The sequence below is a fragment of the Pseudohongiella acticola genome (assembly GCF_001758195.1).
Lineage (GTDB): Bacteria > Pseudomonadota > Gammaproteobacteria > Pseudomonadales > Pseudohongiellaceae > Pseudohongiella > Pseudohongiella acticola.
On record NZ_MASR01000001.1, the window covers coordinates 413,338 to 439,479 of the forward strand.

The following is a 26,142-nucleotide window of genomic DNA, read 5'->3' on the forward strand; positions in this document are numbered from 1 at the left end:
CTCCAATACCCTATTGCATCACGAAGTTGGTAAACAGCAATTGCTCAATGCCGTCGCGACCAATCTCACGCTGCAGCACCTGATTGACTTCGTCGGTCGCCATCTGTCGCAGCCGCTCGATGCCGGCCGGATCTTCAAACACCAGAATCAGTTGGGCGCTAAGCAGGTTGATCAGGTTATGCCTGATCACAGGCATGTGCTGCGTAACTGCCTGCAGCGCCTCAGCATCACGCGCCATGATCGTCACTGTCGCCTGCATGAAACGTTGTCGACCCTGATGAGGAAAATTGACGATAAATGCAGGTGACAACTCCATATACTGCACAGGCTCACGCGGCGCCACCGGCGGGGGCGCATCGGGGTCAACAACAACTTCTTCGCCACCGCTGAACAGAAAGAACCATGCCCCGCCGCCCGCAGCGGCCAACAGCACAACAGCAATGATGCCTATGAACAGTAATTTTTTACTTTTATTCGCAACCGGAACGGCTTCTTCATCATCATCGGCCATAAATAACTTTCCTGATGTCTACCTGACGTATAGTCACGTTGTACTCTTTGCAGTGAACAGAAGCAAGGCTTGTGCCACTCTCCTGACAAGTTGATAACTTATTAGGAATCAATTATATAGACATTGAGCAAAAAGGCACTCGCCAAATTAGTGACGCCAGCAAGCGAGTTGACAAGAAATATCAGACGGAGCTTTGACGCCTGCCGCGGTGGCTACCGCAGGCAGGGGTTACCGTCAGACAGGGTCAGGGTCAGACCCGGCCAGTGCAGAAGAAGTCAGCCGCAATGCGTTCAGGCGTAGAAATCGATCAGTGATTCGGACCGCACCAGAACCGGATCGCCAGCGGTTTCATCCTGATCACCAGCCCGCTCTGTCCAGTCACCAGCACGCCCTTGCTCACCTTCAGCATCGGCATCCTGCTGTTGTGCCGTCTGATCTGATACTGACACATCGGCCAGGTCCAGTCCCTGTTCCCGGAACAGATCCTGTAACCGGTTCAGTTGTTGCTCCAGCACTTCGCGCACCACTGCGTGCTGGCTAACAAAATTGACGCTGGTCTGCTGGTCTGAGGACATCTGGATCTTGACGGTCAGACTGCCCAGTTCAGGCGGATCCAGGCGGATCTGTGCCGAACTGACACCCTGACTACTCATGACCAGCAACTGCCGCCCCAAGCTGTCTGACCAGCCCTGCTGACCAAACGCAGTGTCCATGGCAAATCGTGGCAGGCCATCGGCGGTGCGAGTGACCGATTGCTGAGTAGCCTGTGATTGCGCCTGTTGTGCAGTTTCTGCCGCCAACATCCGTTGCTCAGGCCGGTTCAGTACGGTGCTGGTGTCAGCCGGCGTCGGCACCTGACTCTGGGTCGAATTGAGGTTTAGCGAAGTATCCAGCCCCGTACCCGTCGACAGAGGAGCGGACAGCTGGCTGGCGACGGCCTGGCTACGCTCCAGTGGAGCACTGGTTTTAATCAGATCTGCCGGTGCCTCCGGACCGCCATCGACCCCATTGCCGTCACCTCGGCCCGCCTGACTGAACTGGATGGACCTGAACACGCTGGCATTTGCTGCATCAGACGAGACCTTCTGCGCGCCTGGATTCAACTGCGTGTCGGTTGCCTGTTTCACTGTGTCAGCGGAATTGGCCAATCCGGCCAAGCCTTCCTCGCCCGCCAGGCCACCCGGAATGCGCGATGCCGGATTTGCAGTTCGCTGACCATCAGTGTCGGCCTCGCCCGTTAACGCGGGATAGCCTTGCCCACTGCCTGTCCCACCCAGAACAGTGGCGCCGTTAGCAGCCACCAGGCCACCGGCGGACAGACCAGCAAGCACCTGTCCGCTATCGCCAGCCGACGTCAACGGTTGCGTTAATACCTGGGCTGGGTTCTGAGCTGTGTTGTCGGCTGAGCCAGGCACTGAGGTCTGAGCCAGTGGCGACACCAATGACTGACCTGAAAGCTGCCCCTGCAATGTCAATAAGTCAGCACCTTCCGACAACTTGCCGGTCGCGCCGTCTGTCAGCAATCGCTGCGCCGGGCTATCTTCTGCCGCGGAATCGGAAGCCCCTGTTACTGCAGCTTCTCCGGTTGGTGACGAGAGCGCAGACAGCCATTGCCGCAACACAGACGGCAAAGATTGGTCATCAACAGGCAAATTATTTCCGCCTGCAAGCGGACCCATGGACATTTGCAGAAGCTCATCAACACTCCAGTCCAGATCGGACAGGGCGCCATCAAACTTGGCCAGCATGTCATCATTTCCAGCATGGGACAAGAGTACCGGGTCCGCGGCAATATCTACGCCGTGTGCGCTCAATAGCGCTCGCAAGTCAGCGGCAAAGCGACCCTCAGGATTGGCTTCACCATCATTGGCGTATGACATAAAAAGCTTATTAATCATGCCATTACCATCGACAGAAGAATCCCCATCGCTGGCCGCCTGGAGCCAGGAATTCGCTGCACCGGCAGCCGGGCCGACGCCATCCCGGGCCTTGCCCGCTGGCGATACCGCGCTAACAACTGACATTAAATCAACAGGTACCAACATGCTCAAATTCCTATTCGTAATTGCCCGGGTGCCTGACCAGTGCCTGCTCACGCAGGCGTGTTGCAGTCTGAAGGACAGGCGCCATTTCAAGAATGACATCAGAGACTCAGCAAGAAACCTGCCAATCTGGGGAAAAGGATTTTACAGAGGGTATTTCGGGGCTGAGCAACCGCGCTACCGTGCTTCCGCGCTTCCCTGCTTCAGGACCAACCTGAATCAGAGGCACGGCGCCGGGAAAATTCGTCGTGATTGCGCTGTTCGTTGCGCGCCTGTTGCACATCGGCGTCGCGCTTCAGTCGTTCGATCATTTTTTCCAGGCTTTTGTGACGGATATCCAATTGACGCCAGTGCTCACGTACCCGCTCCTGATCCTGCTGCATATGATTGATCAGATCACGCTGGTGGCTAATGGCTCGATCCAGTTGCTGGTGAAAACCATCAAACAGTCGCAACCGCTCCACGGTCATGCCTGCCTGGCCTGAGAGCTGCATCTGGTTCCGGTAGTCCTGCTGATACGCGTACAGCTGCGACAGTTTGGTTTCCTCTGCCTGTATGCGCTGCTGCAGCATGGTCAGCGCTCGCCCTGCCTTGTCCGCTTCCAGCTCTGCCAGACGCAGGACAGGTTGCATGCGCTTGACACGGTTCAAGACGCATTACCCGATTGTTTGTCGGGGGCTCCACGGTCGCTGCCACCCAATGTGGTGCGGGGTTGAAGCTGCGTCACATTGCCTGGCGCGTTGGTACCGCCTGCACCCGGCATGGTGCGACCCGGCGCGGGTGAAATCGCTTTGCCCAGACGCGCAACAGCATCAGCCAGACCAACATTCTCAGTCAGACCCTGTTGCAGAAACTGACGCAGGTGCGGCATGCGTTCAATGGCAAAATCGATATCCTTGTCGGCACCCATAGTGTAGGCGCCGACGCTGATCAAATCGCGGTTCTGCTGATAGCGCGAATACACCCGCTTGAATAATTGCGCCTTGGCCAGGTGGTCAGCATTAACCACTGCTGGCATGACACGGCTTATCGACGCTTCAATATCAATTGCCGGGTAATGACCCTGCTCCGCCAGTGTCCGTGATAATACGATGTGACCGTCCAGAATGGCTCGTGCAGAATCGGCGACCGGATCCTGTTGATCATCGCCTTCTGTCAACACGGTATAAAATGCCGTGATGGTGCCTTCGCCACTGTCGGCATTACCGGCTCGCTCCACCAATTGCGGTATGCGCGCAAACACCGACGGTGGATACCCTTTCGTTGCCGGTGGCTCACCGATTGCCAGAGCGATTTCACGTTGTGCCATGGCATAGCGCGTCAGTGAGTCCATCAACATCAGCACGTCTTTGCCCTGATCCCGAAAGCCTTCTGCGATACGCGTGGTGATCATCGCCGCACGCAGGCGCATAAGCGGAGAATCATCCGCCGGCGACGCCACAACGACAGACCGTGCCAGACCTTCTTCAGCCAGAATCTCGTCAATGAATTCCTTGACCTCACGACCCCGCTCACCGATCAGGCCGACGACGATGACGTCGGCTTCGGTGAACCGCGTCATCATGCCGAGCAACACACTTTTACCAACGCCACTGCCGGCGAACAAACCAATGCGCTGGCCCCGGCCCACTGTCAGCAAACCGTTAATGGCGGTGATACCAACATCCAAAGTCTCCCGAATCGGCTGACGCTTCAGTGGATTGATGGCGCGTACCGGTCTGGCTTCCTGGCATTGCTGTTCCGATATCGGACCTTTGCCATCAATCGGCTCGCCAAAACCGTTTAGAACCCGACCCAACAGGCCATCGCCTACCCACAGACGTTGGGCACTTTGCGCGGGCACCACGCGGGCACCGGGCTGCAAACCTTCAACACTATATAGCGGCATAAGAAAGATACGTGGCCCGTCAAAGCCGACCACTTCAGCTTCAATTTCTTTGCCATTACTGTGACTGACAAGACAACGACTGCCCAGTGACACATTGCAGCCAACCGCCTCCAGCGTCAGACCAACGACACGCGTCAATTTACCAACGATGACCGGGTTGACCGTTAGAGCTCTGCTCGGATAGTAGCGCCGAAGCCGTTGTGCAAGAGATTGCCGTTGCGTCATGATTTTCCTTCGTCACCGGGCGTTGCTGATTGCGAATTGGCGGGACTTTCGGTTGCGGTATCAGCGTCGGATATTGCTGCAGCCTCTTCTGCCAGACTGCGTTTTTCAGAGGCCGGTCGTGTTTCACGAGCTGCCTTGACTACTGGCTCTGGTGCTTCTTCAAAATTCTCGCCTGCCGGAACATCGCTGGCAACATCATCGTCAGCGAATTGACGCTGAACGATCTGTTCAATAACCTGGGAGAAGCGCTCGCTGGTGGTGAAATCTACGGCGCTCTGATCAGTCTCTACCCGACAGCCGCCACGGCCGATGTGCTGGTTTGCAACCACGCGCCAGTTCTCACCACCTTCATCTGCGGCTTGCTGCACCAGGGGCTGGTCCGCAGGATTAACCAGTATTCGGACATTATCCCGACTCGGCGGCAACGTTGCCAACGCCTGCCGGACAATTTTCATAATGTGGCTGCTATCAATCATTAATTCTCGTTGAACCACATTGCGGGCGATTTCACGACTGAGGTCGAGAAGCGCCTTCTCCAGCTGATAATCCTGCTCGTTCACGGCATGACTAAGCTGGGTCAAAATGCCATTGAGTGTCTTCAGTGTCTGTCGCAGTTCAGCATCGGCTTTCTGCAGGCCTTCTTTATAACCTTGATCAGCGCCCTGCTTTCGACCCTCTTCCAGGCCCTGCTGCAGGCCGCGCTCCTGCCCCTGTCGTCTGCCTTCTTCCAGACCTTTCTCCAGGCCTTCCTGGCGACCAGACAATAGACCCTCTTCGCGCGCCTTGTCATAAGACTCGGCACTGTCTACTGCCGTGCTGCCAGCCCTGGCTGGCGTGTTGGGCGAGTCGGTTTCATCACTGGCACTGGCTGTCTGTCCAACGGCCTGACGCAACGGTGAATCCAGGCGTGGTTCAGCCTGAATAAGTTTGCCACCCGCCCCGATGGTCGGTGGCACCCAACGCATAACCGGAACCTCTTCCAGACTTTTCTGGCTGACCCGGGTGGAGCCGTCAAATACATGCCGCTGCATCATGCCGTCCTCATCAGATCATTGCCTCGCCGCCGCCGCCAAGCTGAATTTCGCCAGCGTCTGCCATACGTCGTGCCACCACCAGAATTTCTTTCTGCGCGGCTTCCACTTCAACAATACGAACGGGTCCTTTTGCTTCAAGGTCGTCACGCAACAGCTCGGCTGCCCGTTTCGACATATTGGCAAAGAATTTTTCCTTGAGATAATCATCAGCGCCTTTCAGCGCAAGTATCAGAACTTCAGACGACACTTCGCGCAGCAATGCCTGGATACCGCGGTCTTCGACCTCTCGCAAATTGTCGAATACAAACATCAGATCCTGAATCTGATTGCCCATGTCTTCATCGGCATCCTTGATCGACTGCATCAGCTCCTGCTCTACCGCACCATCCAGGTTATTCATGATTTCAGCGGCAGTCTTGCGGCCACCTATGGTTGTCGATGGGTTTGAACCTTTGCCCGAGAATTGCTTCTCAAGAATGACATTGAGCTCTTTCAGCGCCTCCGGCTGTACACTTTCCAGTGACGCGATGCGCATCATGATTTCCAATCGCACTTTTTCCGGAAAATTGGCCAGAATGCTGGCCGACTGATCCGGTTCCAGATAGCTAAGCACGACCGCCTGAATCTGCGGGTGTTCCTGTCGAATGACATCAGCAACTGAACGCGGATCCATCCATTTAAGGCTATTGATGCCGGAACTGGAACCACCCAGCAGTATGCGATCCAGAAAACCGCGTGCACGTTCCTCGCCCAGCGCTTCGGTCAGCATATTCCGGATATAGCCTTCCGAGCCAACACCAAGCCCGCTCTGTGCGCCACATTCCGACAGAAACAAATTCAATACTGATGAGACCGTATCTTGAGACACAGACTTTAGGGCAGACATTGCCGCCCCAACCTTTTGCACCTCTTTCGGCCCCATCTGTTTGAGGATCTCGGCAGCGTCTTTCTCACCCATACTCATCAACAGGATTGCTGCCCGTTCCAGCGATGAGACACCGCGGACCGACGTTTCCATTGCGTTATTCTCAGCCATCGTTAGAAATCCAGTTTTTTACTACCTGGGCAGCGCGCGCAGGGTCTTCTGCTACCAGCCCCTTGATTGCACCAAGTTGTCGTTCGTAACTCTCAGCGGGACCCGCCAGCAGAATATCATCGCCCCCACTCAAGGTCACTGAGTCTTCTTTCATCTTCTGTTCGGCCTTGATGTCCGCGTATCCAACCTCACCGCCAGAATCGCCACCTGAACGCGCGCTCCCACCCGCAACCGTCAGTCGTTTGAGCGATGGCATCAACACACCAAATACCAGTATCAACACGAACAGAGCGGCCGCAGCCTGACGCAAGGCGGGGGCAAACCATGACGCCTGCCAGAAAGGCAGCGCCTCGTCAGTCATGAGCTCGGGTTGCGCAAAGGCCTTGTTGATCACGGTCACACTGTCACCACGACTGGCACTAAAACCCACCGCGTCGCGCACCAGCGCATTAATGCGTTCCATATCGTCTGCCGACCAACCCTGAGCGTCCTCGCCGGTTGGCTCATCAATAACCACGGCCACCGACAACCGGCGCACCGACACCGGGTCATTGCTGGTATAGCTGATGGTCCTGTCAACTTCGTAATTGCGGGTTTCCTGAGTCCGTATGTTTTCCGGCTGCGCGGTCGCTACATCATCCTGTGCGCCGCCGTCAGCAAGGGTTTCCGGCGTTGTTGCGGCCGCTGGTGGTTGATTCGACAATGCGCCCGGGATGCCCGCAATCACATCACCGGTTGATCTGCGCTCATTCAGCGACTGCGAACTGCGTACGGTCGATGCATCCGGATTAAAGGTTTCAGCCGCCTGTTCAGTACGGGTGAAATCCACATCGGCAGACACTTCCGCCGTAAATCTGCCGGCGCCCAGCAGCGGATGAAGTATGCGGTTAACCCTGCCCACCAGGGTTTCTTCATATCGACGGACATAGGCAAACTGTTCCGATGCCATCATCATTTCGGCGTTTTCCCCAGTGCGCGACAACAGATTACCCTGCTGGTCTACGACAGTGACGTCTTCAGGCATCATCTCGGGGACACTTGATGCCACCAGGTTGGCGATGGACTGAACCTGAATATCGGACAGCTGACGCCCGGAATGCAGCGCCAGAAATACCGACGCCGTGGGTTTGCGACTGTTGCGAACAAACACCGAGCGCTCGGGCGTCGCCAGATGGACTCGCGCTGACTGGACATGCCGGAAACTGGAGATGGTGCGCTGCAGCTCACCTTCCATGCTGCGCTTATAACGATTCTCTTCCATAAACTGACTTGTGCCCAGACTCTGCTCCTGATCCAGGAATTCGTAGCCATAACCGTTGTCTCGCGTGATACCGGCACTGGCCACCTGCAGACGAATTGAATCCACTGAGTTCGACGGTACCAGCAGAACGCCGGAAGCCGGATCAATCCGGTACGGCACATTGGATGTATCCATCACCTGCACCAGTTCAGACGTATCAAAACCCTGCATGCTCGGATACAACGGCTGGTAGCTCTCTTTCTGTGACCACAGCACGACTGAAAAACCCAGCGCAATACTGGCAGCCAGCGCGATCATCAGACCTGCCTGACGGGCCAGATTCAGCCGGTTAAAGCCTTTCATGAAATTCGTATTGTAGGAAGATCCCTGGCCGCCCTCGGTGGGCACCATTGCATTTTGTGACTGCGCGGTATCTGCTGTTGCCATGTTGTTACCCTGCTAGTGAAATCAGCCCGTTATTATCGATCAGATAGGCATATTCATGATGTCCTGGTACGCACTGACCAGGCGGTTGCGGACTTGTGTCATGGCTTCAAATGACACGCTGGCTTTCTGCATCTGAATCATGACCTGGGTGATATCCACTTCCGGGTCACCCATCTCAAATGCGCGTTGCAGGGAACTGGACTGCATTTGTGTTTCGTTGACGGAATCAACCGCCTGCTTAAGCATGTCGGAAAACCCGACCTTGTCTGAAGCCTGTGTGCCATCAACGCCACGACCTTCGGTGACGGCGTTGGTCAGATCCGGCGCCTGCATCGCAGGCGTTTGCATCTGGCCACGTATATCTCGCATCTGGGTCAGCAATTGATTGATATCGACTCGATCAGTTACACCATTCATTCGCGTTTCTCCTTATATTTATGCGCTAACCAGCGAATCAATATTGATACCCATGTCTCGCATGCGGGCGAGTTTGTAGCGAAGGGTTCGGGCACTGACACCCAGCGCCTCGGCGGTTTCTTTACGCCGTCCACGCTGTCGCTTCAGAGTCTGCAGGATAACCTCGAACTCACGCTGCTTGAGATCATTACCCAGCGCCTGATTCCCTGCGCTGGCATGCATCGTCGAGGCTTCGTTGCCTGACTGCCCTGACTCGTCGTTGGCGTGACTGTCCTGAAGCATGGCAGCACCCTGCCCGGAAAAAATAGCGGTGGCATCGCCATGATCGTTGCCCGAGTCAAGACCCAGGCTGGCGGCAGAAATAATATTGCCATCCTGAATAATCAACGCTCGCTGCAACACATTGTCCAGTTCGCGAACATTGCCCGGCCAGTCATAACTCATCAGATCCTGCCTGGCTTGCTCTCCCAGTGTTGTCACGCCGCGGCCCATGCGCGCAGCGTGTTGCTGCAGCAAGCGCTCAGCCAGGGGCACAATGTCCTGACGTCGGTGCCGAAGTGGCTGCCAGGCCAGCGGGAAAACACTCAGGCGATAGAACAGATCTTCACGGAAGCGACCATCGCGCACACAGGCACGCAGATCCCGGTTGGTAGTGGCGATAACACGCACATCAAGCTGAAGCGTCTTGCGGCTGCCCAGCCTCTCAACTTCACGCTCCTGTAAAACGCGCAGAATTTTTGCCTGCAAACCAATGTCCATTTCCGAAATTTCATCAAGCAGAATGGTGCCACCATCGGCCTGTTCGAATTTGCCCGGACTACTCTGATACGCGCCGGTAAAAGAGCCTTTTTCGTGACCAAACAGTGTCGCTTCAAGCATGTTTTCCGGTATCGCAGCGCAATTAATCGCTATAAAAGGACCACTGGCACGTTTTGACTGCTGGTGAATATACTGGGCCAGTACTTCTTTACCGGTACCACTTTCACCAGAAATGAGGACCGTCGCATCGGATTGCGCCACTTTTTTTGCCAGCCCCAGCATCTGCTGACTGGAGGGTTCGATCGCGATTGGATCCGAGTGCGCCGCCACTTTCTGGGTCAGGTACTTTTCCACGGTTGCCAACAACTGTTCTGGCTTGAAGGGCTTCAGCAGATAGTCTACTGCGCCTTCGCGCATGGCCCGAACCGAACTGCCAATGCTGCCAAATGCGGTAATCAGCACTACTGGCATGACCGGGAAGCGCGCGCGCAATTGCTGTAGCAGCTCGTGACCGTCCATGCCGTCCATATTGATGTCGGAGACAACCATATCCACGCGCGATTGCGTCAGCAGATGCAGTGCGGCTTCTCCTGATTCAGCTGTCTTGACATCGTATCCGGCATATTCAAGCGTGTCGCTCAGGGCTTCACGCAGCTCCCAATTGTCTTCTACTACCAGAATGCTCGCTTTGCTCATTTGCTGCTCCGTGTTGCTGAAGTGCGCTTGTTCTCATGAACGCAGGGCAGAATAAAACCCGCTCGTACGCCTGTGATGTTGGAGTCGGACCCGGTGTCCGCGATATTTTCGATAAAGAAACGACCGTTGTGGGCTGACGCTACGACCTGTGCCACCGCCAGTCCAAGTCCGGTGCCCTGGGCCCGCGTGGTATAGAAGGCCTCAGTTACCTGGTCGATAACAGTTGGATCTATGCCCGGGCCATTGTCCTGAACGTACAGACGAATCATGCCCGCCTCTGTTTCATGATCAGTGCACACTTTCAGTTGAACCTGGCTGCCCGCATTCTGGATAGCGTTCTCCAGCAGATTGAGCAAGGCGCCGATCAGGGATTCCTTGTTGCATGACAATTGACAATCGGCAACACCGTTGACCCAATCGCAAGTCAGGGCTTCCTGGCGGGAATCCGGGCACAGCATGACGTCTGCGGCAACGCGCGCTTCCTCCAGAATCTGATGTACCGGCATGGTTTCATCCAGAACCGCTTCGCCACGTGCAAAAATAAGCATGTCACGAACCTGACGCTCCATATTGTGAAGGCGCGACATCAGTCGTTCGTGTGTGCGGAGATTGCGACTATGATTAACGCCGAGATTGGCGCCCGAGTTGGCGTCCGTATCTGAGCCCCGCTCAGCGCCCAGCGACGTTGCCAGGTTACCGGCGTATAGCATCGCAGCAGAAAGCGGCGTACGGATTTGATGCGCAAGTGACGACACCATTTTGCCCATTTCCAGCAAACGTTGATGTCGGCTCAGGTGTTGCTGCAGGCGCCGGGTTTCGGTCTGGTCGGTAATCAGGATGATCTGCCCGGGTTCTTCCTCCAGTGACCTCGACAATAAACTGACGCGTTTGCCGTTGCTCAACGAGATTTCATGACCGTCATCACTGCGCGGCGCAAAACGGTCACGAATGATATTGACCCATCGCAGACCGGTCAGTGGTTCGCCCAACAAAGCCAGCGCCGCGGCGTTGCATTCGGACACAACACCGTTGCCATTGAGCACCAGTACACCGCCTGGCAGCAGTTGCAGAAGGTTCTGCAACCGGCGGGCGATGCGCTCTTTCTCTGACAATTCCTGCAGTCGTTGTGCGTTCGCTGCTTCCAGTTCGTGCGTCAGATCAAGCACCCGGTTTTCCAACACCTGATAGCTCTGCGCCAGTTCACCGGAAATCTCATTAAAGGCCTTGAACGCGAGTTCAAGCGCCTTCGCACCTGGTGCGCCCTCATCACCATGATGAGCATCGGAGAGTTGCTGAACTGAGTGTAGACTGGAAAACGCCATCAGTGCCTGATCCTGTTGATTATGATTAATCGGGTATCAGGTATGAGAAAGCAATGTCTGTGCCACTTATTTTTAGCTATAAAAATCAGCTATATAAATATTTTGCGACGCGGCAAGGTCAAATATTTGACCGAGAAGATGAGAGACGGGACGGTTAGTTGACGCCAGCGTTGCGAATCTGCTGGCGTGTTCATCTGATAATTGACGGTGATCGTTGGCAACGTAATGGTGGAACCGATCAGACTCTGGGCGTGGTCACACCGGTCTGGCCCATGTATTTGCCGCCACGCTGCTTGTAGGTGACCTCGCACTGCTCATCAGACTGATAGAACAGCATCTGCGCCACGCCTTCATTGGCATATATCTTGGCCGGCAAGGTGGTGGTATTGGAGAACTCCAGGGTGACATGACCTTCCCACTCCGGTTCCAGTGGCGTTACATTGACGATGATGCCGCAGCGGGCATAGGTGGACTTGCCCAGACACACAGTCAGCACATCACTGGGAATGCGAAAGTATTCCACCGTTCTGGCCAGCGCAAATGAGTTGGGCGGAATGATGCAGTACGGTTCATCGATACTGACAAAACTGCTTTCATCAAAGTTCTTGGGATCAACCACACTGGTGGTGTGAACATTGGTGAAGATCTTGAACTCGGATGCGCACCGAACATCATAACCGTAGCTCGAGGTGCCGTAGGAGATCACCTTGTTGCCATCAATGTAACGTACCTGCCCTGGCTCAAACGGCTCAATCATGCCGTGTTTTTGCGCCATTTCACGAATCCATCTGTCAGACTTGATACTCATTGCGTGTTCTGTCTCCACCTGCCAGGTTCGGTCGTCAATGCGGCGAACCGTCTGACCTTGCCTGGCGTTCTGCTTAAACCATTAAAACTGAAGCGCGCATCATACGATGGATCGCGCTCAAGATCACTAGATGCCTGCGAATCAGAGGTGATCGGCACCGCGGCACCGGCCCTATTGCGCCATCAACTGCACATCCTCAAACAGACCATCAGAATAGCTGGCCGGGATGCGGTAGCGCTGCAGGATATCATCTTCGCTGGCAATTGCTTCCAGGTGGTCTATGACCAGCTGAAAACCGGAATCACTGCGCAAAACCACAAATTCACTCTCGTTGCCGCGCAGCTGTTGCACAAAATCGTAGAAGTCCTGTATCGGCTCACCATTAACAGAATCCACAATCCAGTTGCGTACATCGTGGTAGCCCGAATTGACATCAGCGGCCAGCACCTGCAGGGCAACAACCATCTCGCGTCGTTCCGGTGAACTCCACTGACTGCGTGCGTGCAGCAGATTGACCGGGGCGCTGCGCGTCCAGTCGGAGCCCCAACGCTTGATCAGATTCATGTTCAGGGGCACAAACAGAATGCCGCCATAAATGTAATACTCGGGTATGGCATCAAACTCCTCACCCCGAACCAGGCTGTAGTTTTCCTGGCGACGGCGCGCCGTCAGGGTTACCGTACGTTCTTTACCGTGGCGGGACAGTGTCAACTCCACCTCATCCCCGATCTGCTTCAGATCAATCGCGTGTTTGTAGTTGGTTTGCAGGGTTCGGCTCAGGCTGATGGTGCTGTCACCGGCAATGGCAACACCATCGATACTCAGCACCACATCATTTTCCTGCAACACACCGTCGGCCGGCGAATTACTGAACACTTTTATCACCAGAACGCCGCTTTGATCTTCACGCAGGCCATAGGCTGCTTTGGCTGCCGGACTTTCCAGGTCCTGCGTACGAAAGCCGAGATCGGGAAAACCATCGTAACTGCCGTCGCTGGCATCCGTCAGCATGTGACGGAGAATATCCGGCGGCACAAAATAACCCAACGATTCTGTGCGGCCGCCCGCAGCAGACTGCATAACAACACCGGCAATCTTGCCATCGACTATGACCGGACCCCCACTGTTACCGGGATTGATGGCGGCATCTATCTGACCGGCCAGCAGGTATTCACCTGAATGTGCATACACCTGCTGTTCGACGCGTGACAATATGCCTTTGGTGACGCTCAGGGTGCGGCCCCCGACGGGGTAACCAAACACAAACACCTCAGTATTGGGTTCAGGCAGGTCGCCAATGGCAAGCGCAGGTGTGTCATTGAAGAAAGCCTCATCCTCAACCTCAAGCAGGGCCAGGTCAGAGGCATGGGAAACAAAACCAACCCGTGCCAGATAACGCTCCGGGTCATTGTGCTTTTGCACCTGCACATAACTGGCGTTGGCGACAACATGGGCATTGGTCAGAATGCGATTGCCGTCAATCACCGCCCCCGAGCCACTGCTTTGCCCCGGCGTCATCAGGCGCCAGGGAGTGAAATAGTCAGGCGCAGCAGAGGTCGTGTAAATTTTGACAATGGAGCTTTCGATCTCACGGATTTCTTCAGTGATCTGTGCACTGGCTGCACTGCTGAACGTCAGCAGCCAAGTAAACGCCAGCACAGCAGACAATAAGTACTGCCGCGCGATTACGGCAGAGCCTGCTGCAACCATCAAGTGCCCCCTTATAGTTTGATATTATTTCTATCGGACAAGAGACCGAGTAGACCTGAATAATTGCTCCGCCGTCAAATGCTTTTATAAAATGCGCATGCCCGGCTGTGCACCCTGGTCGGGGCTGAGCAGCCAGATATCCGAGCCGCCCGGACCTGCAGCCAGCACCATGCCCTGTGACAGACCAAACTTCATTTTGCGCGGTTTTAGATTGGCAACCACCACCGTCAGTCGGCCTTTTAGGTCGTCCGGCTTGTAGGCTGAGCGGATACCAGAGAACACATTAAGCTGGAACGGCTCACCATCCGCTCCCAACCCAAGGTCCAGGGTGAGTTGCAGGAGTTTGTCGGCACCTTCCACATAAGCGGCATCGGCGATCAGCGCAACGCGCAGGTCAACTTTGATGAAGTCGGGGAATTCGATTTCGTCGGCGATGGGGTCTTTGCTGACAGGGCTCTCTATGAGCTCAGGGCTGTTAATCGGCTCAGGGCTGCCTTTCGTTGCAGAGCTGCCCGCAGCCTGACTGGCTTCGGCCTGGCTCGCTGACAGCAGCGCTTCAACACTGGCCGGTTCAACACGCGTCATCATCGGCGCAAACGCATTGATGTTGTGGCCCAGTAGCAGGCTGTCAACGTCTGACCAGCCCAGGGCATCAACATTGAGGAAATTTTCTGCTTTTATTGCCATCGCCGGTAACACTGGCTTCAGGAATATCATCAACAGACGGAATATATTGATGCCGGTGCTGCAGATTGCCTGCACTGCGGGATCCTGAGGATTCTGTTTGGCCAACGTCCACGGTTGCTGCTCGGCGATGTACTGATTGCCTTTGTCGGCCAGCGCCATGATCTGCCGTACGGCCTTGCTGTATTCGCGCTGTTCGAAGGCACTGGCGATGTCACTGGCAGCCGCCTGACATTCGGCCAGCAAAGCCGGGTTGGAGGGTTGCGCTGCCAGCTGGCCATCAAACCCACGCACAATAAAGCCGGCGCAACGGCTGGCGATGTTCACCACCTTGCCCACTAGATCAGCATTAACCTTCTGACTGAATTCTTCAAAGCTCAAATCAAGGTCGTCCACACCCGCGCCCAGGCGCGACGCCAGGAAATAACGCAGGTACTCCGGGTTCAGGTGTTCCAGATAGGTGCCGGCATTAATGAAGGTACCGCGCGATTTCGACATTTTTTTGCCATTGACGGTCATGAAACCATGAGCGAACACAGCCGAAGGTGTGCGGTAACCTGCGTCGCTGAGCATCGCTGGCCAGAACAAGGCATGAAAATTGATAATATCCTTGCCAATAAAGTGATACAGCTCAGTGTCGCTGCCCGGCTTCCAGTAATCGTCAAACTTGTAGTCACTGCGATCGCAGAGGTTCTGGAAACTGGCCATGTAGCCAATGGGCGCGTCCAGCCAGACATAAAAGTACTTGCCTGGCGCGTCCGGAATCTCGAATCCGAAATACGGCGCATCACGGCTGATATCCCATTCCTGCAGGCCTGAATCCAGCCATTCGCTGAGCTTGTTAGCCACCTGTGCCTGCAGCGCACCGCTGCGCGTCCAGGTCTTGAGCATGTCGGTGAATTCCGGCAAGCGGAAAAAATAGTGCTCCGACTCACGCTCTACCGGTGTCGCACCCGACAGCGTGGAGTACGGGTCAACCAGTTCAGCCGGTACATAAGTGGCACCACAGGCTTCACAGTTATCGCCATACTGGTCCTGCGTTCGGCACTTGGGACACGTGCCTTTGACAAAACGATCCGCCAGAAACAGTTCTTTTTCGGGATCAAACAGCTGCTTGATGGTGCGAGCTGCTATCCGGTCGTTGGCCCGCAGAGCCTTATAGATGGACTCGGAGTATTGTCGATTTTCTGGCGAATGCGTCGAATGATAGTTATCAAAGCCGATCAGGAAACCGTCATAATCGGCCCGGTGTTCGGCACGGACCCGGTCAATCAGCTGCTCTGGGGTGATGCCCTCATTTTCTGCCCGCAACATAATCGCCGTGCCGTGCGCGTCATCGGCGCAGACATAAACACAGTCTTCGCCGCGCATTTTCTGGAATCGCACCCAGATGTCGGTCTGCACGGCTTCGAGCACGTGGCCGAGATGGATGGGGCCATTGGCATAAGGCAAGGCGCTGGTGACCAGAATTCTACGTTTTGACACGGGGTTGTTTCCTTTTATAAAAGCCGGGGCTGTTTTTTTGCTCAGGGCTGTTTATTTGCTCAGGGCAGCTCAATCATTTCGAAATCTTCTTTGCCGACGCCACATTCCGGGCACATCCAGTCCTCTGGCACATCCTCCCAGGTCGTGCCTGGCGCGATGCCATCGTCGGGCCAACCTTCCGCTTCGTCATAAATCAGTCCACACACAATACACTGCCATTTTTTCATGTTGCCGCGCCACTCGGGTTAAATGCAGGTCAAAGATGACCCTCGTCGGTTATCGGGGTGCAGATGATACTTGATCAGAGCCGTTATGGGCAAAAGCACTGTCCGTGCTAGACTGTGTGCTTCCCCTGCAACATGGTTTGAACGGCCTGCGCGTGATAGATTTCTATGTGGTACTGGTAACAATCGCACTGATTAACTGCCTGAGTCTCAGCCGGATAACGGGGCCTGCCTCGTGGTTCGCTGCTGCCAGAACGCCCGGCATAGCGATCCTGTTCACCTTTTGCATGATCACCCTGTTGTTTGCCACGGCCCTGTTCACGGCCGCTGTTCTGACTGTCGCGTCGCTAACGACTGAGTTTGTTGCCGCTCCCTGGCTGATTCTGATACTCAACGCCGGCGGCGCCGGCCTTTTACTGCTGCCACTGTCAGCCTGGCTGCACCGCCGTCATACCCTGACTTCACAGCGTCTGCGTTGGCTGCTGCCCGTTGCTGCGCTGGAAGTGACGCTACTGACCACGCTGCTGATACTGGCTCAATCAGGCCCCGCAACCAGTGAGGCGTTCCTGGCCGTATTGCTGTGGTCTGTGCTGGCCTGCGCCGGCATCGCTGTATTGATGCTCACCTATGCCGGTCTTCGCGCGCGGCTCAGCGTTGTCGACGCACCGCTGGCCTGGCGCGGCCTGCCTCTGGAACTGGTGATGATCGGCGTGTTTGCACTGGCATTGCTTGCCCCACTGAGGGCACTGTCATGATTCTGACTGCTCTGCTCATTGTTGCGGCCAGTGTTGCAGTACTTGCGCTGCTTTGCCTGATGCTGCGTAAACATCTCTCTAATACGCCCGAGGCATCAGGTCTTCAACAGGAACAGGTGGAACGTATCAATGCCCTGCTGCCGCAGACACAGTGTGGTCAGTGCGGTTTCCCGGGTTGCCGGCCCTACGCAGAAGCCATGGCCACCGGCGTCGCCATCAACCGCTGCCCACCCGGCGGCGCGCAAACCATCTACCGGCTGGCAACGTTGCTTGAACGTCCGGAGGTGCCACTGGACCCACGCCACGGCGTTGAATCCGCGCGCAAGATTGCGTTCATCCGTGAGGCCGAGTGCATTGGCTGTACCAAATGCATACAGGCGTGTCCGGTCGATGCCATCCTGGGCGCTCCCAAACGCATGCACACAGTCATTGCACGTGACTGTACCGGCTGTGACCTGTGCGTGGACCCCTGCCCGGTCGATTGCATTGACATGCTGCCTGCCGTCAACCTGGGCAACGTATCCGAGCAGTCAGGTGTCACTGGGAGGCCGGCATGACAGCGCATATCCATGACTGCATTCGTTGCGATTACTGCAGCGATGTCTGCCCCGAACAGTTACAGCCACAGCAGCTCTATACCTTCAGCCGGTTTCTGCAACATGAACAGGCGCTGCAATTTGATTTACTGCAATGCACTGAGTGTGGTGCCTGCGAGTCTGTGTGCCCGAGCCGGCTGCCGCTACTGGCCTATTTCCGCGAAGAAAAACTCGCCCTGCACGACCTGGAACAATCAGATGCGGAAGCCGCGCACTGGCAGACCCGCTTCGAACGCCATCAGGCGCGCGGCCAGCGCGATGCCATCGCACAGCAGGAGCGCAAACTGCAGAAGTTGCAGGCCAAAACAGAAGCCCTGGCGGCAGGTGAATCAATCTCAAGACAGGTATCGGACACTCGAGTCGATGACAATGCCGACGCAACGCCAGTAGCCGCCAAAACACCGGCCCAGATTCAGGCAGACATTGCCGCCGCAGTAGCGCGCACACGGGCCCGCAAGGCCGCACTGCAACAGGAAAACAGCAACCAGCAAAGCGCTGCAGCAGACAATAACAATTCGCAGGATGCCAGCTCGCCTGATGCTACGTCGCGGAAAACCGATTCATGACAAACGCAGCCAATACACCGTCTTTACCGTCTTTGCCCAAGCGCCGGGTGACCACACCCGGCATCATGCTGACTGTGCTGATCGCATTGTTGCCAGCGATTGCTGTCAGAGCATGGTTTGCCGGTCACGCCTGGTTATTGATGCTGCTCGCCAGTTGCCTTGTTGCCATACTGCTGGAAACACTGGTGCTGCGTTTACGTGGCCGCCCTGTCAGTCTTGCGCGACTGGATGGCAGCGTTCTGATCACTGCGGTGTTATTGCTGCTGGTACTGCCGGCAGCAACGCCCTGGTGGCTGGCAGTCACTGGCACCGGCTTTGCCGTCATTGTCGGCAAACACATGTTTGGCGGTCTCGGCCAGAACATTTTTAATCCGGTGTTGGTCGGCTATCTGGGACTGCTGGCGCTATTTCCGATGCACCTGACGTCACCGGCAGCAATGACCCTGGCAGGCAATCAGTCACTGGCAACGGTGTCGCTGTCACTGGCAATCATGGCAGGCGGACTGTTGCTGTTGGGACGCCGTATCATCAGCTGGCATATTCCTCTGGCCGTGCTGCTGACAACCGGCCTCGTGTTTTATGTGTTTACCCCGGCGTTGAACAGTTACCTTGCACTGCTCCTTGTGTTTTTTATCGCGACCGAACCGGTCACCTCACCGGGCACACGGCGTGGCAAACTGGTGTACGGCGCTTTGATTGGACTAATGAGCACCGCCCTGACGATCTGGCTGCCCTATTCTGTGGCCATCGCTGCCACCGTTCTGGCCGCCAATGCTGTCACGCCCACACTTGACCAACTGATCAGGCATGATCGCAAACGCCACCAACCGCAGGAAGGAGTGTGACTGTGACAATGCTCACCGAGCTGTTAAGCCTATGGCTGCCTTTCGCTTTTCTGGCATCAGGCGTGATTCTAGCCACTTTCCAGTATTTTGGCAGGCGCCATGGCACTTTATTAGAACCGTCAAAACCTTCAGAACAGACAGAAGTTGATCCCGACATACGGGTACGAGTGACTGGCCGCATCTCATGAACAAACTCAAACGGCAGCAGATATTTCAGCGCCTGCAGGCGGAAAACCCCAATCCCACAACTGAGCTGGAATACAATTCTACCTTCGAGCTGTTGATCGCCGTCATTCTGTCAGCACAGGCCACGGACGTCGGCGTCAATAAAGCCACACGAAAACTGTATCCGGTTGCCAATACGCCAGAGGCGATGCTGGCTCTGGGCGTGGACGGTCTTAAGTCTTACATAAAAACCATTGGCCTGTTCAATACCAAAGCCGAGAATGTCATCAAAACCTGCGCTGCGCTGGTGGAACAACATGACTCAGTGGTACCCAATACGCGTGAGGCGCTGGAGGCCTTGCCTGGCGTCGGCCGCAAGACCGCCAATGTCGTACTCAATACCGCATTCGGACAGGCAGCCATGGCAGTTGATACCCATATCTTCAGGGTATCCAACCGCACCGGCATTGCCCCCGGCAAAAACGTACTGGAAGTGGAAAAACGACTGATGCGCCTGGTGCCTGCAGAATACCTGCTGAATGCACATCATTGGCTGATACTTCACGGGCGTTATATCTGTATTGCACGCAAGCCGCGTTGCGCAGCTTGCGTGATCTACGATTTATGCGAGTTCCGACAGAAAACGCCTGTCGATTAACCCAGCATTAGCACCATTAGTTGCGCGGACCTGACGGTGCGTGTGCAGGCAGTGCTGGCAATGAACCCACCATGCCATCGGGCCGTGCTTTTGCCAGCATGCGCTGATACGCGGGGCGCGCCTGAACCTTTTCCATCCAGGCATTAATCTGCGGGAACAGTTCGGAATCGACAATGTTCAGCTGGAAGGCAAAGTTGATCGGAAACAGCATCATGATATCAGCCGCTGAAAAATCATCACCGCCAAACCAGGGTTTCCCTTCCAGGAAACTCTCGGCGTACTGAACCACCTGTTGCGAGTCAACCAGCGGTGAGCGCTGTGTGGGTGGCTGTATCTGCCAGACCCGGTAATCCGCGATGGCACGTGACGCCAGCGAGCCTTCGGAGTAATGCATCCACAACAGGTGGGTGGCAAAATCCGGGGAGTCCAGCGGCGGCACAAGCTGGCCGTTGCCATGGCGGGCCAGAATCATCTCCATGATGGCACCTGACTCAACCAGAACCTGGTCACCATAGGTTACTGTGGGCGCTACCGGCATGCCCGGGTTGATGGCACGAATCGCTGCCATTGAACTCATCAGGTTACCGCGCTCAAACGCCAGCGTGTAAGGCAGTCCCAGCTCTTCCATCAACCAGACCAGACGCTCTGAGCGGCGGCCTTCCAGGTGATAGATAGTAAACTCGGGCATCTCCATGGCAGCGCCCTGCGCCGACACGTCAGATGGTGCCAATGCTGCCAGACCGGCTACGCCGACACTCAGCAGACCTGCGAGAATCAATGACCTTGTTGTTTTGCGATTGCTTTGCATCTTGGTGCTCCGATTTTTTGCGTTTTTATGGGTGTCAGGTTGCCCGGACCACTGTCACGGACAATCCAAAAGTGCAACGTGTATCCTAGCCCACTCGATGTCAAGATACCATCAAGTTGCCTGGCCCTCCGTCGATTCGGCAAACGCTGCCAGTGAGGCCAGCGCGTCCCCGGTCAGGCGTTGCACCGTCCACTCATCCATGGGCTCGGCGCCAATGGAACGATAGAAGTCAATTGCCGGTGTATTCCAGTCCAGCACTGACCATTCCAGCCGACCACATTGCCGGTCCCGGGTGATCCCGGCGAGATGGCTCAACAGTGCCTTGCCGATGCCTTTGCCGCGCATGTCCTCCTGCACATACAGATCTTCCAGGTAGATACCGGGGCGACCGAGAAAGGTTGAGAAATTGTGGAAAAACAACGCAAAGCCCACCGCCTTCTGTTCCCATTCGGCGATAATCACTTCTGCCACCGGGTGTTTGCCAAACAGATACTCACTGAACAGCGCCTCGGTCGCCACAACTTCGTGTAGCAGCTTTTCGTAGATGGCCAGTTCACGCACAAAACCCAGAATAACGGGCACGTCATCGATTTCTGCTGGCCGGATGGTCAGTTTTTCATTAATTTTTTTCACGTTTTCAGGCTCTCTTACAGGTACAGTCGTAGTAATAGCAACAACCATACCACGACTTTAACCAAGACGGATTATACGATCAGCAATCTCCAGCGGGGCCGGGCGATGCGTGACAAAGACGATGGTGGCATCAAGCTTTCGCAACTGCTGCAGTATCCTGGCCTCGGTGTCAGCATCCAGATTGGCCGTGGCTTCGTCGAGAAAAACAAACGGCGCCTGTTTGTAGAATGCTCTGGCCAACAAAATGCGCTGGCACTGACCGGCAGACATCATGGAGCCCATGTCGCCAATCAGGCTGTTGTACCCCATGGGCAGTCGGCTGATCAGATCAGATATGTCTGCCATGTCGGCCACACGTGCCAACCGGTCCTGGTCAACACGTTCAGCAAACAACGTTATATTATCGGCTATGGAACCCGAGAGAAGCTGATCGCCCTGTAGTACACCAGCACAGCTATCACGGAACTGGCGCAAACCCAGTTGCCGAATATCAGTACCATCGACACTGATCGTGCCCGCGTTCGCTGGCAGCAATCCGGCCATGAGTTTCATTAAAGTCGATTTGCCACAACCGGACGGGCCAGCGATTGCAATAAGCTCGCCAGGCCGAATAGCGACAGACAAATCGCTAAACACGAATTCTTCGGTCCCGGGATAGGCATAACTGACGCCGCACAAACGCAACTCTCCATCCAGTGGCCGACGCACAACCGGCAACTGCAAGGTGTCAATTTCTTTCTCAGTGCAGGTAATATCCGAGACTCGTTCCAGCTGCAGCCTTACCAGGCGGATCTGTACCAGCTTTTCTACAAAGGAACGGATAGAGGCTGAAAAATTTCCCTTCAATGCGATAAAGGCGGTCAGAAACCCGAGTGTAATCTCACCACCGAGCACCAGTCGCGCAGCGAGATAGATTACCAGAATATTTTCCAGCGCAAACAGCAAGCCATAAACGGCGTCCAGGCCGATGGTAAACCGAGTTAACGCAACCTGAGCGTTAATCTGTTCTGCATATGCATTACGCCAAAGGGTCATTCGTTGCAGTTCACGACAATAAAATTTTATGATTTCAATTGTGCGCATATTTTCCATCAGGCTAGTGCTGGTTTTTGCTTCCGCCACAATAATCTGTTCCTGCATCGCTTGAATCTTCGGAACAAGGACCAGTTTTAGCACCGTAACCACACCAACAAACACTAATACCACCAGTGCCAGCATTGCGCTAAAATAGAGCATAACGGCAAGGGTAATCAGCGCGAACACACCATCCAGCACAACTGTTATCAGGTCTTCGGTGATGATGCGACGAATTTCCCGAACCGAACCAAATCGGGACACCAGGTCACCGACATGGCGTCTGCCAAAAAAGTCCACTGGCAAACTCAGCAAATGCTGAAAAACGTTGCCAGCCATTTGAAAGCCTAGCTGGTTAGAAAAATACAATTGCGCTGTTGAACGTGCAAACGTCATGGCAACACTACATAAGGCAAGCATAAAAAATCCGGTAGCCAGAACTGCTATGATATCCCGGTCCTGCTTTGCTACACCTTCATCGATAACCAGTTGCATATAGAAAGCACTACCAATGGACGCCAATTGTAGAAACAATGACAACATCAGCAACTGCCCAATGGTCCGATAAAAGCCGGGATACGTCCGAAAAAGATCAGTTAATCGCGACCGCAGCGTATGCGTTCTGGCAGCGAACTCAAGACCGGGAACCATTTCCAGAGCAATGCCCGTGAAATGACGGCTCGTTTCCGCCAATGTATAGCGGCGTACTCCAACCGCAGGATCATGGATATCCAGGCCTTTACGAGTGACACGTTTGAGAACCACAAAATGCGTCATGTCCCAGTGCAATATCGCTGGTAACTGTAAATGGCGCAGATCGTTGAGCTCCAGTTTCAGTGGCCTCGGGTCGAGCTGCAACCGACGCGCAATACTCATGATCTCTGAAAGGTTAGCTCCCCGACTCGACACCGTAAAATCTCGACGCAGACTATTTAGATCCGTTCGGTAGCCAAAGTAAGAGGCTATCATCGCGACACACGCCAACCCGCACTCTGTTCGCTCAGCTTGCAGTACCACTGGGAGGGTTCTGCCCCTATCAAACAATTGCCTGATCATAACCTTCTCGTGACCCCGCGTAGTGGAGACGTGAGTTTTTCCCACACAGTCTGTTCGCCTGTCACTATATCAGCGGAGAACTGCAGGCCAGGCCTGAAACGCTGTGTTGATTCTGACGAAGGCCCCTGGTCTGCAATATGTGCCTTAACCAGGTAAACCGGTTCACGAACATCCACAGGAAACAGAAACTCTCGTGGGTCCATGACTGAATCTGCAACACTGGTGATTTGTGCCGAGAAGCTGCCATAAGTCTGGTAGGGATACGCATCATAGGAGATCATTACAGGTGTTTCTTTGCCGACATTAGCAAGAGCTCTAGACGGTAAATAGAGCAAGGCCTCGAGCTTTGTGTCAGGGTCAAGCAATGTCACCAGCGGTTCACCGGGATCAACTACATCCCCCTCTCGCAACACGAAATTGCTGACAATGCCATCTCGTGTGGCGGTAATAGTGAAACTGCGCTGGAAATGTAGCTCATGTTGACGAGCCCGCAACTTCGATATCGCGTTATCCAATACAAGATGTTCCTCCTGAGCAAGTAGCGGTATTATCAACAGTTGCTGTTCCGCTTCAGCCATAGCCTGGCGATGCTGTTCAATAGCCAGATCACCCGCTTTTACCTGCTGCTGCAACTGATAGAGTGTTGACGCAGACTGGCGGAAGGTACGTTCTGAGATAGTACTGGCCCGGTGGAGTTTATCGCTTGCCTGAAAATCCTGTTCGGAAAGCTGAACGCGGAGCTGTCGAATACCCTGCTCTTCTTTAAGCAGGTTCAGCGTATTTTGCATGCCAAGAAGTTGGATGCGAATTTTCTGCAGCTGCGCATCAAACCTTTCTGTCAAGACAACTTTTCGATGCTTCAATTGATTCAGCTGAGTTTCTGTTTGCTGCAATGCCTGGTCCGGCATTCGCTGACCATATTGGTCGTGATGCGTACCGGCCAGTGTAGCCAGAATATCTCCAGCGCTCACGATGTCACCGTCTTTGACAGCAACGTCTGTCACTATTCCGGATTTCCCGCCATATACCTTGACCTCGCCGCCATTCGCAGTCAGAACACCACGAACCTGCTGTGTCTGCTTTATTTCAGCAGTACATATAAAGGCCAGAAAACCGACAAATACCAACAGAAGAAACGAAACCATTAAACGAACCGTTAATGGTTGATAGAAAATAGCTTCACCAAACTGGGCACCTTGCTGTGCGTACAGAATTTCAGTACGGAATAACTTTTCATTCATATCAACAAGCGGCCTCAAAGTATGCGGGTAAATTGCTGAGATATTTCCATTGCGCCGGCCATCTACTGATCCAGTTCTCTGCCAGTGCCACCAGTGCCTGGGTTATTCGCTCCGTTGCCTGTTGCAGGTCTTCGTCTGGCCAAACACTGGCATCGATTACCGGTGCCATTTCAATGCAGTTTCGACCATGGTGCTCATAACAAACGAAGGGATAGATTGGACTCCGACCAAGTATCGCCAATAGTGCCGGCCCCTTGACAAACTTTGAGCGACGCCCGAAGAAATTGACCGTCACTGTACTGCCAAAGTCTTCCTTCAAATCAAATAGAGTCGCCAGGGTATGACGCCCTCGCCGCAATGCACTGACAATTGTGGTCGACGTATTTTGATGATGATAAATTACCTGATGAGCAACGCGATCGGCGGAGAAGTTCTGCATGCCATGATCGGAGCCTGGCTCGCGTCGCAATGAAATCGCAGCCCGCCCTGCATCAGAGACTGATGACAGTGCCCGAAATCCACCAAAAAAATCTCCCATATGAATAGTCACGAGGACACGCGAACCAGCATTATTCTGTATCGCTTGCTGGTAATCGGCCTTGTCTGGCCAATAAAAACGCTCTAGATAACGGCTGCTCTCGTGTCTGTTCTCCAGATGTATCAGGCGTCGCGCATAATTTAAGTGATACCAGAATGTGTATTCACGCCAAATCGATCTGACTCGAGACTCTGGCTCATGTAAAAGACAGGCCATCACTGTACGCTGAGTGTTCATGAATTCGCCATACCTGCCCTGCTGTTGAAAGTACAACTTTGCCCAGGACAGCATCGAAAAAATTGTGCGTTTATGGTTATCCCTGAGCCCGGATTTCATGCAAGACCTCAAAATTGAGCTGACTTTCACTTCGGCGCGCTCAAAAAATGACATGTGAAGCTGAGCGTCAGTGAGTGTCTCTATTAATGACAATAGTAACTCGCATTGAAGTCGGGCTCCGTCGCTTGAACAGTCACGCACTGCCAGTGTCAACCCAGCCTCCGAACGCACCACCCAGACACCAATATCCGTAGTTGAATGCTTGCGCATAACGTCAATGACAAAGTACTCACTACTCGATGCCATTACTTCCTCAAGAATTTCACGCAACAATAGCAAGGTCTGCTTACTGTTGGCTTTTTCAGTTGCGCTTTGGACTCTTTCGTCAAACGTAGGCATGTAA

At 54.6% G+C, this 26,142-nt stretch carries 24 protein-coding genes; 5 read left to right on the forward strand and 19 right to left on the reverse strand.

Features of this window, described 5'->3' with window-relative positions:
• Window positions 1–10 precede the first annotated feature (10 nt).
• From PHACT_RS01875 to rd, 14 genes are all read right to left on the reverse strand, one after another.
• Window positions 11–511, reverse strand: a complete 501-nt coding sequence (locus PHACT_RS01875) for a flagellar basal body-associated FliL family protein (protein ID WP_070115661.1) — start codon at window positions 509–511, stop codon at window positions 11–13.
• A 290-nt stretch (window positions 512–801) separates the two neighbouring features.
• The gene (locus tag PHACT_RS01880; protein ID WP_070115662.1) at window positions 802–2,556 is read right to left on the reverse strand and encodes a flagellar hook-length control protein FliK; all 1,755 of its coding nucleotides are present in this window, start codon (window positions 2,554–2,556) and stop codon (window positions 802–804) included.
• A gap of 200 nt (window positions 2,557–2,756) precedes the next feature.
• The gene (gene fliJ / locus PHACT_RS01885) at window positions 2,757–3,203 is read right to left on the reverse strand and encodes a flagellar export protein FliJ (protein ID WP_070115663.1); all 447 of its coding nucleotides are present in this window, start codon (window positions 3,201–3,203) and stop codon (window positions 2,757–2,759) included.
• Window positions 3,200–4,669: a flagellar protein export ATPase FliI gene (gene fliI / locus PHACT_RS01890; RefSeq protein WP_397389511.1), complete on the reverse strand. Its 1,470-nt coding sequence runs from the start codon at window positions 4,667–4,669 to the stop codon at window positions 3,200–3,202. The genes fliJ and fliI overlap by 4 nt, the downstream gene beginning before the upstream one ends.
• Complete coding sequence (locus PHACT_RS01895) at window positions 4,663–5,700, reverse strand: flagellar assembly protein FliH (protein WP_070115664.1); 1,038 nt, start codon at window positions 5,698–5,700, stop codon at window positions 4,663–4,665. The genes fliI and PHACT_RS01895 overlap by 7 nt, the downstream gene beginning before the upstream one ends.
• Window positions 5,701–5,710: 10 nt before the next feature.
• A complete protein-coding gene (gene fliG, locus PHACT_RS01900; protein WP_139141401.1) occupies window positions 5,711–6,736 on the reverse strand; it encodes a flagellar motor switch protein FliG in 1,026 nt (341 codons plus the stop codon).
• Complete coding sequence (gene fliF / locus PHACT_RS01905; RefSeq protein WP_083264264.1) at window positions 6,729–8,423, reverse strand: flagellar basal-body MS-ring/collar protein FliF; 1,695 nt, start codon at window positions 8,421–8,423, stop codon at window positions 6,729–6,731. The genes fliG and fliF overlap by 8 nt, the downstream gene beginning before the upstream one ends.
• A 39-nt stretch (window positions 8,424–8,462) precedes the next feature.
• A complete protein-coding gene (gene fliE / locus PHACT_RS01910) occupies window positions 8,463–8,840 on the reverse strand; it encodes a flagellar hook-basal body complex protein FliE (protein ID WP_070115665.1) in 378 nt (125 codons plus the stop codon).
• An 18-nt stretch (window positions 8,841–8,858) separates the two neighbouring features.
• Window positions 8,859–10,295: a sigma-54-dependent transcriptional regulator gene (locus PHACT_RS01915; protein ID WP_070115666.1), complete on the reverse strand. Its 1,437-nt coding sequence runs from the start codon at window positions 10,293–10,295 to the stop codon at window positions 8,859–8,861.
• Window positions 10,292–11,617, reverse strand: a complete 1,326-nt coding sequence (locus PHACT_RS01920) for a sensor histidine kinase (protein WP_070115667.1) — start codon at window positions 11,615–11,617, stop codon at window positions 10,292–10,294. Before PHACT_RS01920 ends, PHACT_RS01915 begins: the two co-directional genes overlap by 4 nt.
• A gap of 238 nt (window positions 11,618–11,855) precedes the next feature.
• Entirely contained in the window at window positions 11,856–12,425 is a 570-nt protein-coding gene (dcd, locus tag PHACT_RS01925) for a dCTP deaminase (protein WP_070115668.1), read from the reverse strand.
• A gap of 171 nt (window positions 12,426–12,596) precedes the next feature.
• Window positions 12,597–14,135 carry a S1C family serine protease gene (locus PHACT_RS01930; RefSeq protein WP_083264265.1) on the reverse strand — a complete coding sequence of 513 codons (1,539 nt, stop codon included), beginning with the start codon at window positions 14,133–14,135 and terminating at the stop codon, window positions 12,597–12,599.
• 84 nt (window positions 14,136–14,219) lie between these two features.
• Window positions 14,220–16,304 carry a methionine--tRNA ligase gene (gene metG / locus PHACT_RS01935; protein WP_070115669.1) on the reverse strand — a complete coding sequence of 695 codons (2,085 nt, stop codon included), beginning with the start codon at window positions 16,302–16,304 and terminating at the stop codon, window positions 14,220–14,222.
• A 59-nt stretch (window positions 16,305–16,363) separates the two neighbouring features.
• Entirely contained in the window at window positions 16,364–16,531 is a 168-nt protein-coding gene (rd, locus tag PHACT_RS01940; RefSeq protein WP_070115670.1) for a rubredoxin, read from the reverse strand.
• Between the two features lie 152 nt (window positions 16,532–16,683).
• On the opposite strand from rd, the gene PHACT_RS01945 reads away from it, so the two are divergent.
• The 5 genes from PHACT_RS01945 (at window position 16,684) to nth (ending at window position 20,113) form a co-directional block, all read left to right on the forward strand.
• Window positions 16,684–17,283: a hypothetical protein gene (locus PHACT_RS01945; RefSeq protein WP_139141402.1), complete on the forward strand. Its 600-nt coding sequence runs from the start codon at window positions 16,684–16,686 to the stop codon at window positions 17,281–17,283.
• 11 nt (window positions 17,284–17,294) lie between these two features.
• Window positions 17,295–17,840, forward strand: a complete 546-nt coding sequence (gene rsxB / locus PHACT_RS01950; RefSeq protein ID WP_397389512.1) for an electron transport complex subunit RsxB — start codon at window positions 17,295–17,297, stop codon at window positions 17,838–17,840.
• Complete coding sequence (locus tag PHACT_RS01955) at window positions 17,837–18,445, forward strand: 4Fe-4S dicluster domain-containing protein (protein ID WP_070115672.1); 609 nt, start codon at window positions 17,837–17,839, stop codon at window positions 18,443–18,445. Before rsxB ends, PHACT_RS01955 begins: the two co-directional genes overlap by 4 nt.
• Window positions 18,442–19,290, forward strand: coding sequence for an RnfABCDGE type electron transport complex subunit D (locus PHACT_RS01960; protein ID WP_070115673.1), 849 nt, complete (start codon window positions 18,442–18,444; stop codon window positions 19,288–19,290). Before PHACT_RS01955 ends, PHACT_RS01960 begins: the two co-directional genes overlap by 4 nt.
• Window positions 19,291–19,474: 184 nt before the next feature.
• Window positions 19,475–20,113, forward strand: coding sequence for an endonuclease III (nth, locus tag PHACT_RS01965; RefSeq protein WP_070115674.1), 639 nt, complete (start codon window positions 19,475–19,477; stop codon window positions 20,111–20,113).
• Window positions 20,114–20,129: 16 nt separating this feature from the next.
• On the opposite strand, the gene PHACT_RS01970 is transcribed toward nth, so the two are convergent.
• The 5 genes from PHACT_RS01970 to PHACT_RS01990 all read right to left on the reverse strand — a co-directional run bounded on the left by PHACT_RS01970 (window position 20,130) and on the right by PHACT_RS01990 (window position 26,138).
• Window positions 20,130–20,921, reverse strand: coding sequence for a glutathione S-transferase family protein (locus tag PHACT_RS01970; RefSeq protein WP_070115675.1), 792 nt, complete (start codon window positions 20,919–20,921; stop codon window positions 20,130–20,132).
• A gap of 111 nt (window positions 20,922–21,032) precedes the next feature.
• A complete protein-coding gene (locus PHACT_RS01975; protein ID WP_317622237.1) occupies window positions 21,033–21,554 on the reverse strand; it encodes a GNAT family N-acetyltransferase in 522 nt (173 codons plus the stop codon).
• 57 nt (window positions 21,555–21,611) lie between these two features.
• Window positions 21,612–23,684, reverse strand: coding sequence for a peptidase domain-containing ABC transporter (locus tag PHACT_RS01980; RefSeq protein ID WP_070115676.1), 2,073 nt, complete (start codon window positions 23,682–23,684; stop codon window positions 21,612–21,614).
• On the reverse strand, window positions 23,681–24,925 hold the full coding sequence (locus PHACT_RS01985) for an HlyD family secretion protein (RefSeq protein ID WP_070115677.1): 1,245 nt from the start codon (window positions 24,923–24,925) through the stop codon (window positions 23,681–23,683). Before PHACT_RS01985 ends, PHACT_RS01980 begins: the two co-directional genes overlap by 4 nt.
• Window position 24,926: 1 nt before the next feature.
• Window positions 24,927–26,138, reverse strand: coding sequence for an LpxL/LpxP family acyltransferase (locus tag PHACT_RS01990; RefSeq protein WP_070115678.1), 1,212 nt, complete (start codon window positions 26,136–26,138; stop codon window positions 24,927–24,929).
• Window positions 26,139–26,142: the final 4 nt, after the last annotated feature.

Coding starts and splice junctions, on each gene's coding strand:
- PHACT_RS01875 (WP_070115661.1), bottom strand. CDS start 511: ATGGCCGATGATGATGAAGAAGCCGTTCCGGTTGCGAATAAAAGTAAA.
- PHACT_RS01880 (WP_070115662.1), bottom strand. CDS start 2,556: ATGTTGGTACCTGTTGATTTAATGTCAGTTGTTAGCGCGGTATCGCCA.
- PHACT_RS01895 (WP_070115664.1), bottom strand. CDS start 5,700: ATGATGCAGCGGCATGTATTTGACGGCTCCACCCGGGTCAGCCAGAAA.
- fliG (WP_139141401.1), bottom strand. CDS start 6,736: ATGGCTGAGAATAACGCAATGGAAACGTCGGTCCGCGGTGTCTCATCG.
- fliF (WP_083264264.1), bottom strand. CDS start 8,423: ATGGCAACAGCAGATACCGCGCAGTCACAAAATGCAATGGTGCCCACC.
- fliE (WP_070115665.1), bottom strand. CDS start 8,840: ATGAATGGTGTAACTGATCGAGTCGATATCAATCAATTGCTGACCCAG.
- PHACT_RS01915 (WP_070115666.1), bottom strand. CDS start 10,295: ATGAGCAAAGCGAGCATTCTGGTAGTAGAAGACAATTGGGAGCTGCGT.
- PHACT_RS01920 (WP_070115667.1), bottom strand. CDS start 11,617: ATGGCGTTTTCCAGTCTACACTCAGTTCAGCAACTCTCCGATGCTCAT.
- dcd (WP_070115668.1), bottom strand. CDS start 12,425: ATGAGTATCAAGTCTGACAGATGGATTCGTGAAATGGCGCAAAAACAC.
- PHACT_RS01930 (WP_083264265.1), bottom strand. CDS start 14,135: ATGGTTGCAGCAGGCTCTGCCGTAATCGCGCGGCAGTACTTATTGTCT.
- rd (WP_070115670.1), bottom strand. CDS start 16,531: ATGAAAAAATGGCAGTGTATTGTGTGTGGACTGATTTATGACGAAGCG.
- PHACT_RS01955 (WP_070115672.1), top strand. CDS start 17,837: ATGACAGCGCATATCCATGACTGCATTCGTTGCGATTACTGCAGCGAT.
- PHACT_RS01960 (WP_070115673.1), top strand. CDS start 18,442: ATGACAAACGCAGCCAATACACCGTCTTTACCGTCTTTGCCCAAGCGC.
- nth (WP_070115674.1), top strand. CDS start 19,475: ATGAACAAACTCAAACGGCAGCAGATATTTCAGCGCCTGCAGGCGGAA.
- PHACT_RS01970 (WP_070115675.1), bottom strand. CDS start 20,921: ATGCAAAGCAATCGCAAAACAACAAGGTCATTGATTCTCGCAGGTCTG.
- PHACT_RS01980 (WP_070115676.1), bottom strand. CDS start 23,684: ATGATCAGGCAATTGTTTGATAGGGGCAGAACCCTCCCAGTGGTACTG.
- PHACT_RS01985 (WP_070115677.1), bottom strand. CDS start 24,925: ATGAATGAAAAGTTATTCCGTACTGAAATTCTGTACGCACAGCAAGGT.
- PHACT_RS01990 (WP_070115678.1), bottom strand. CDS start 26,138: ATGCCTACGTTTGACGAAAGAGTCCAAAGCGCAACTGAAAAAGCCAAC.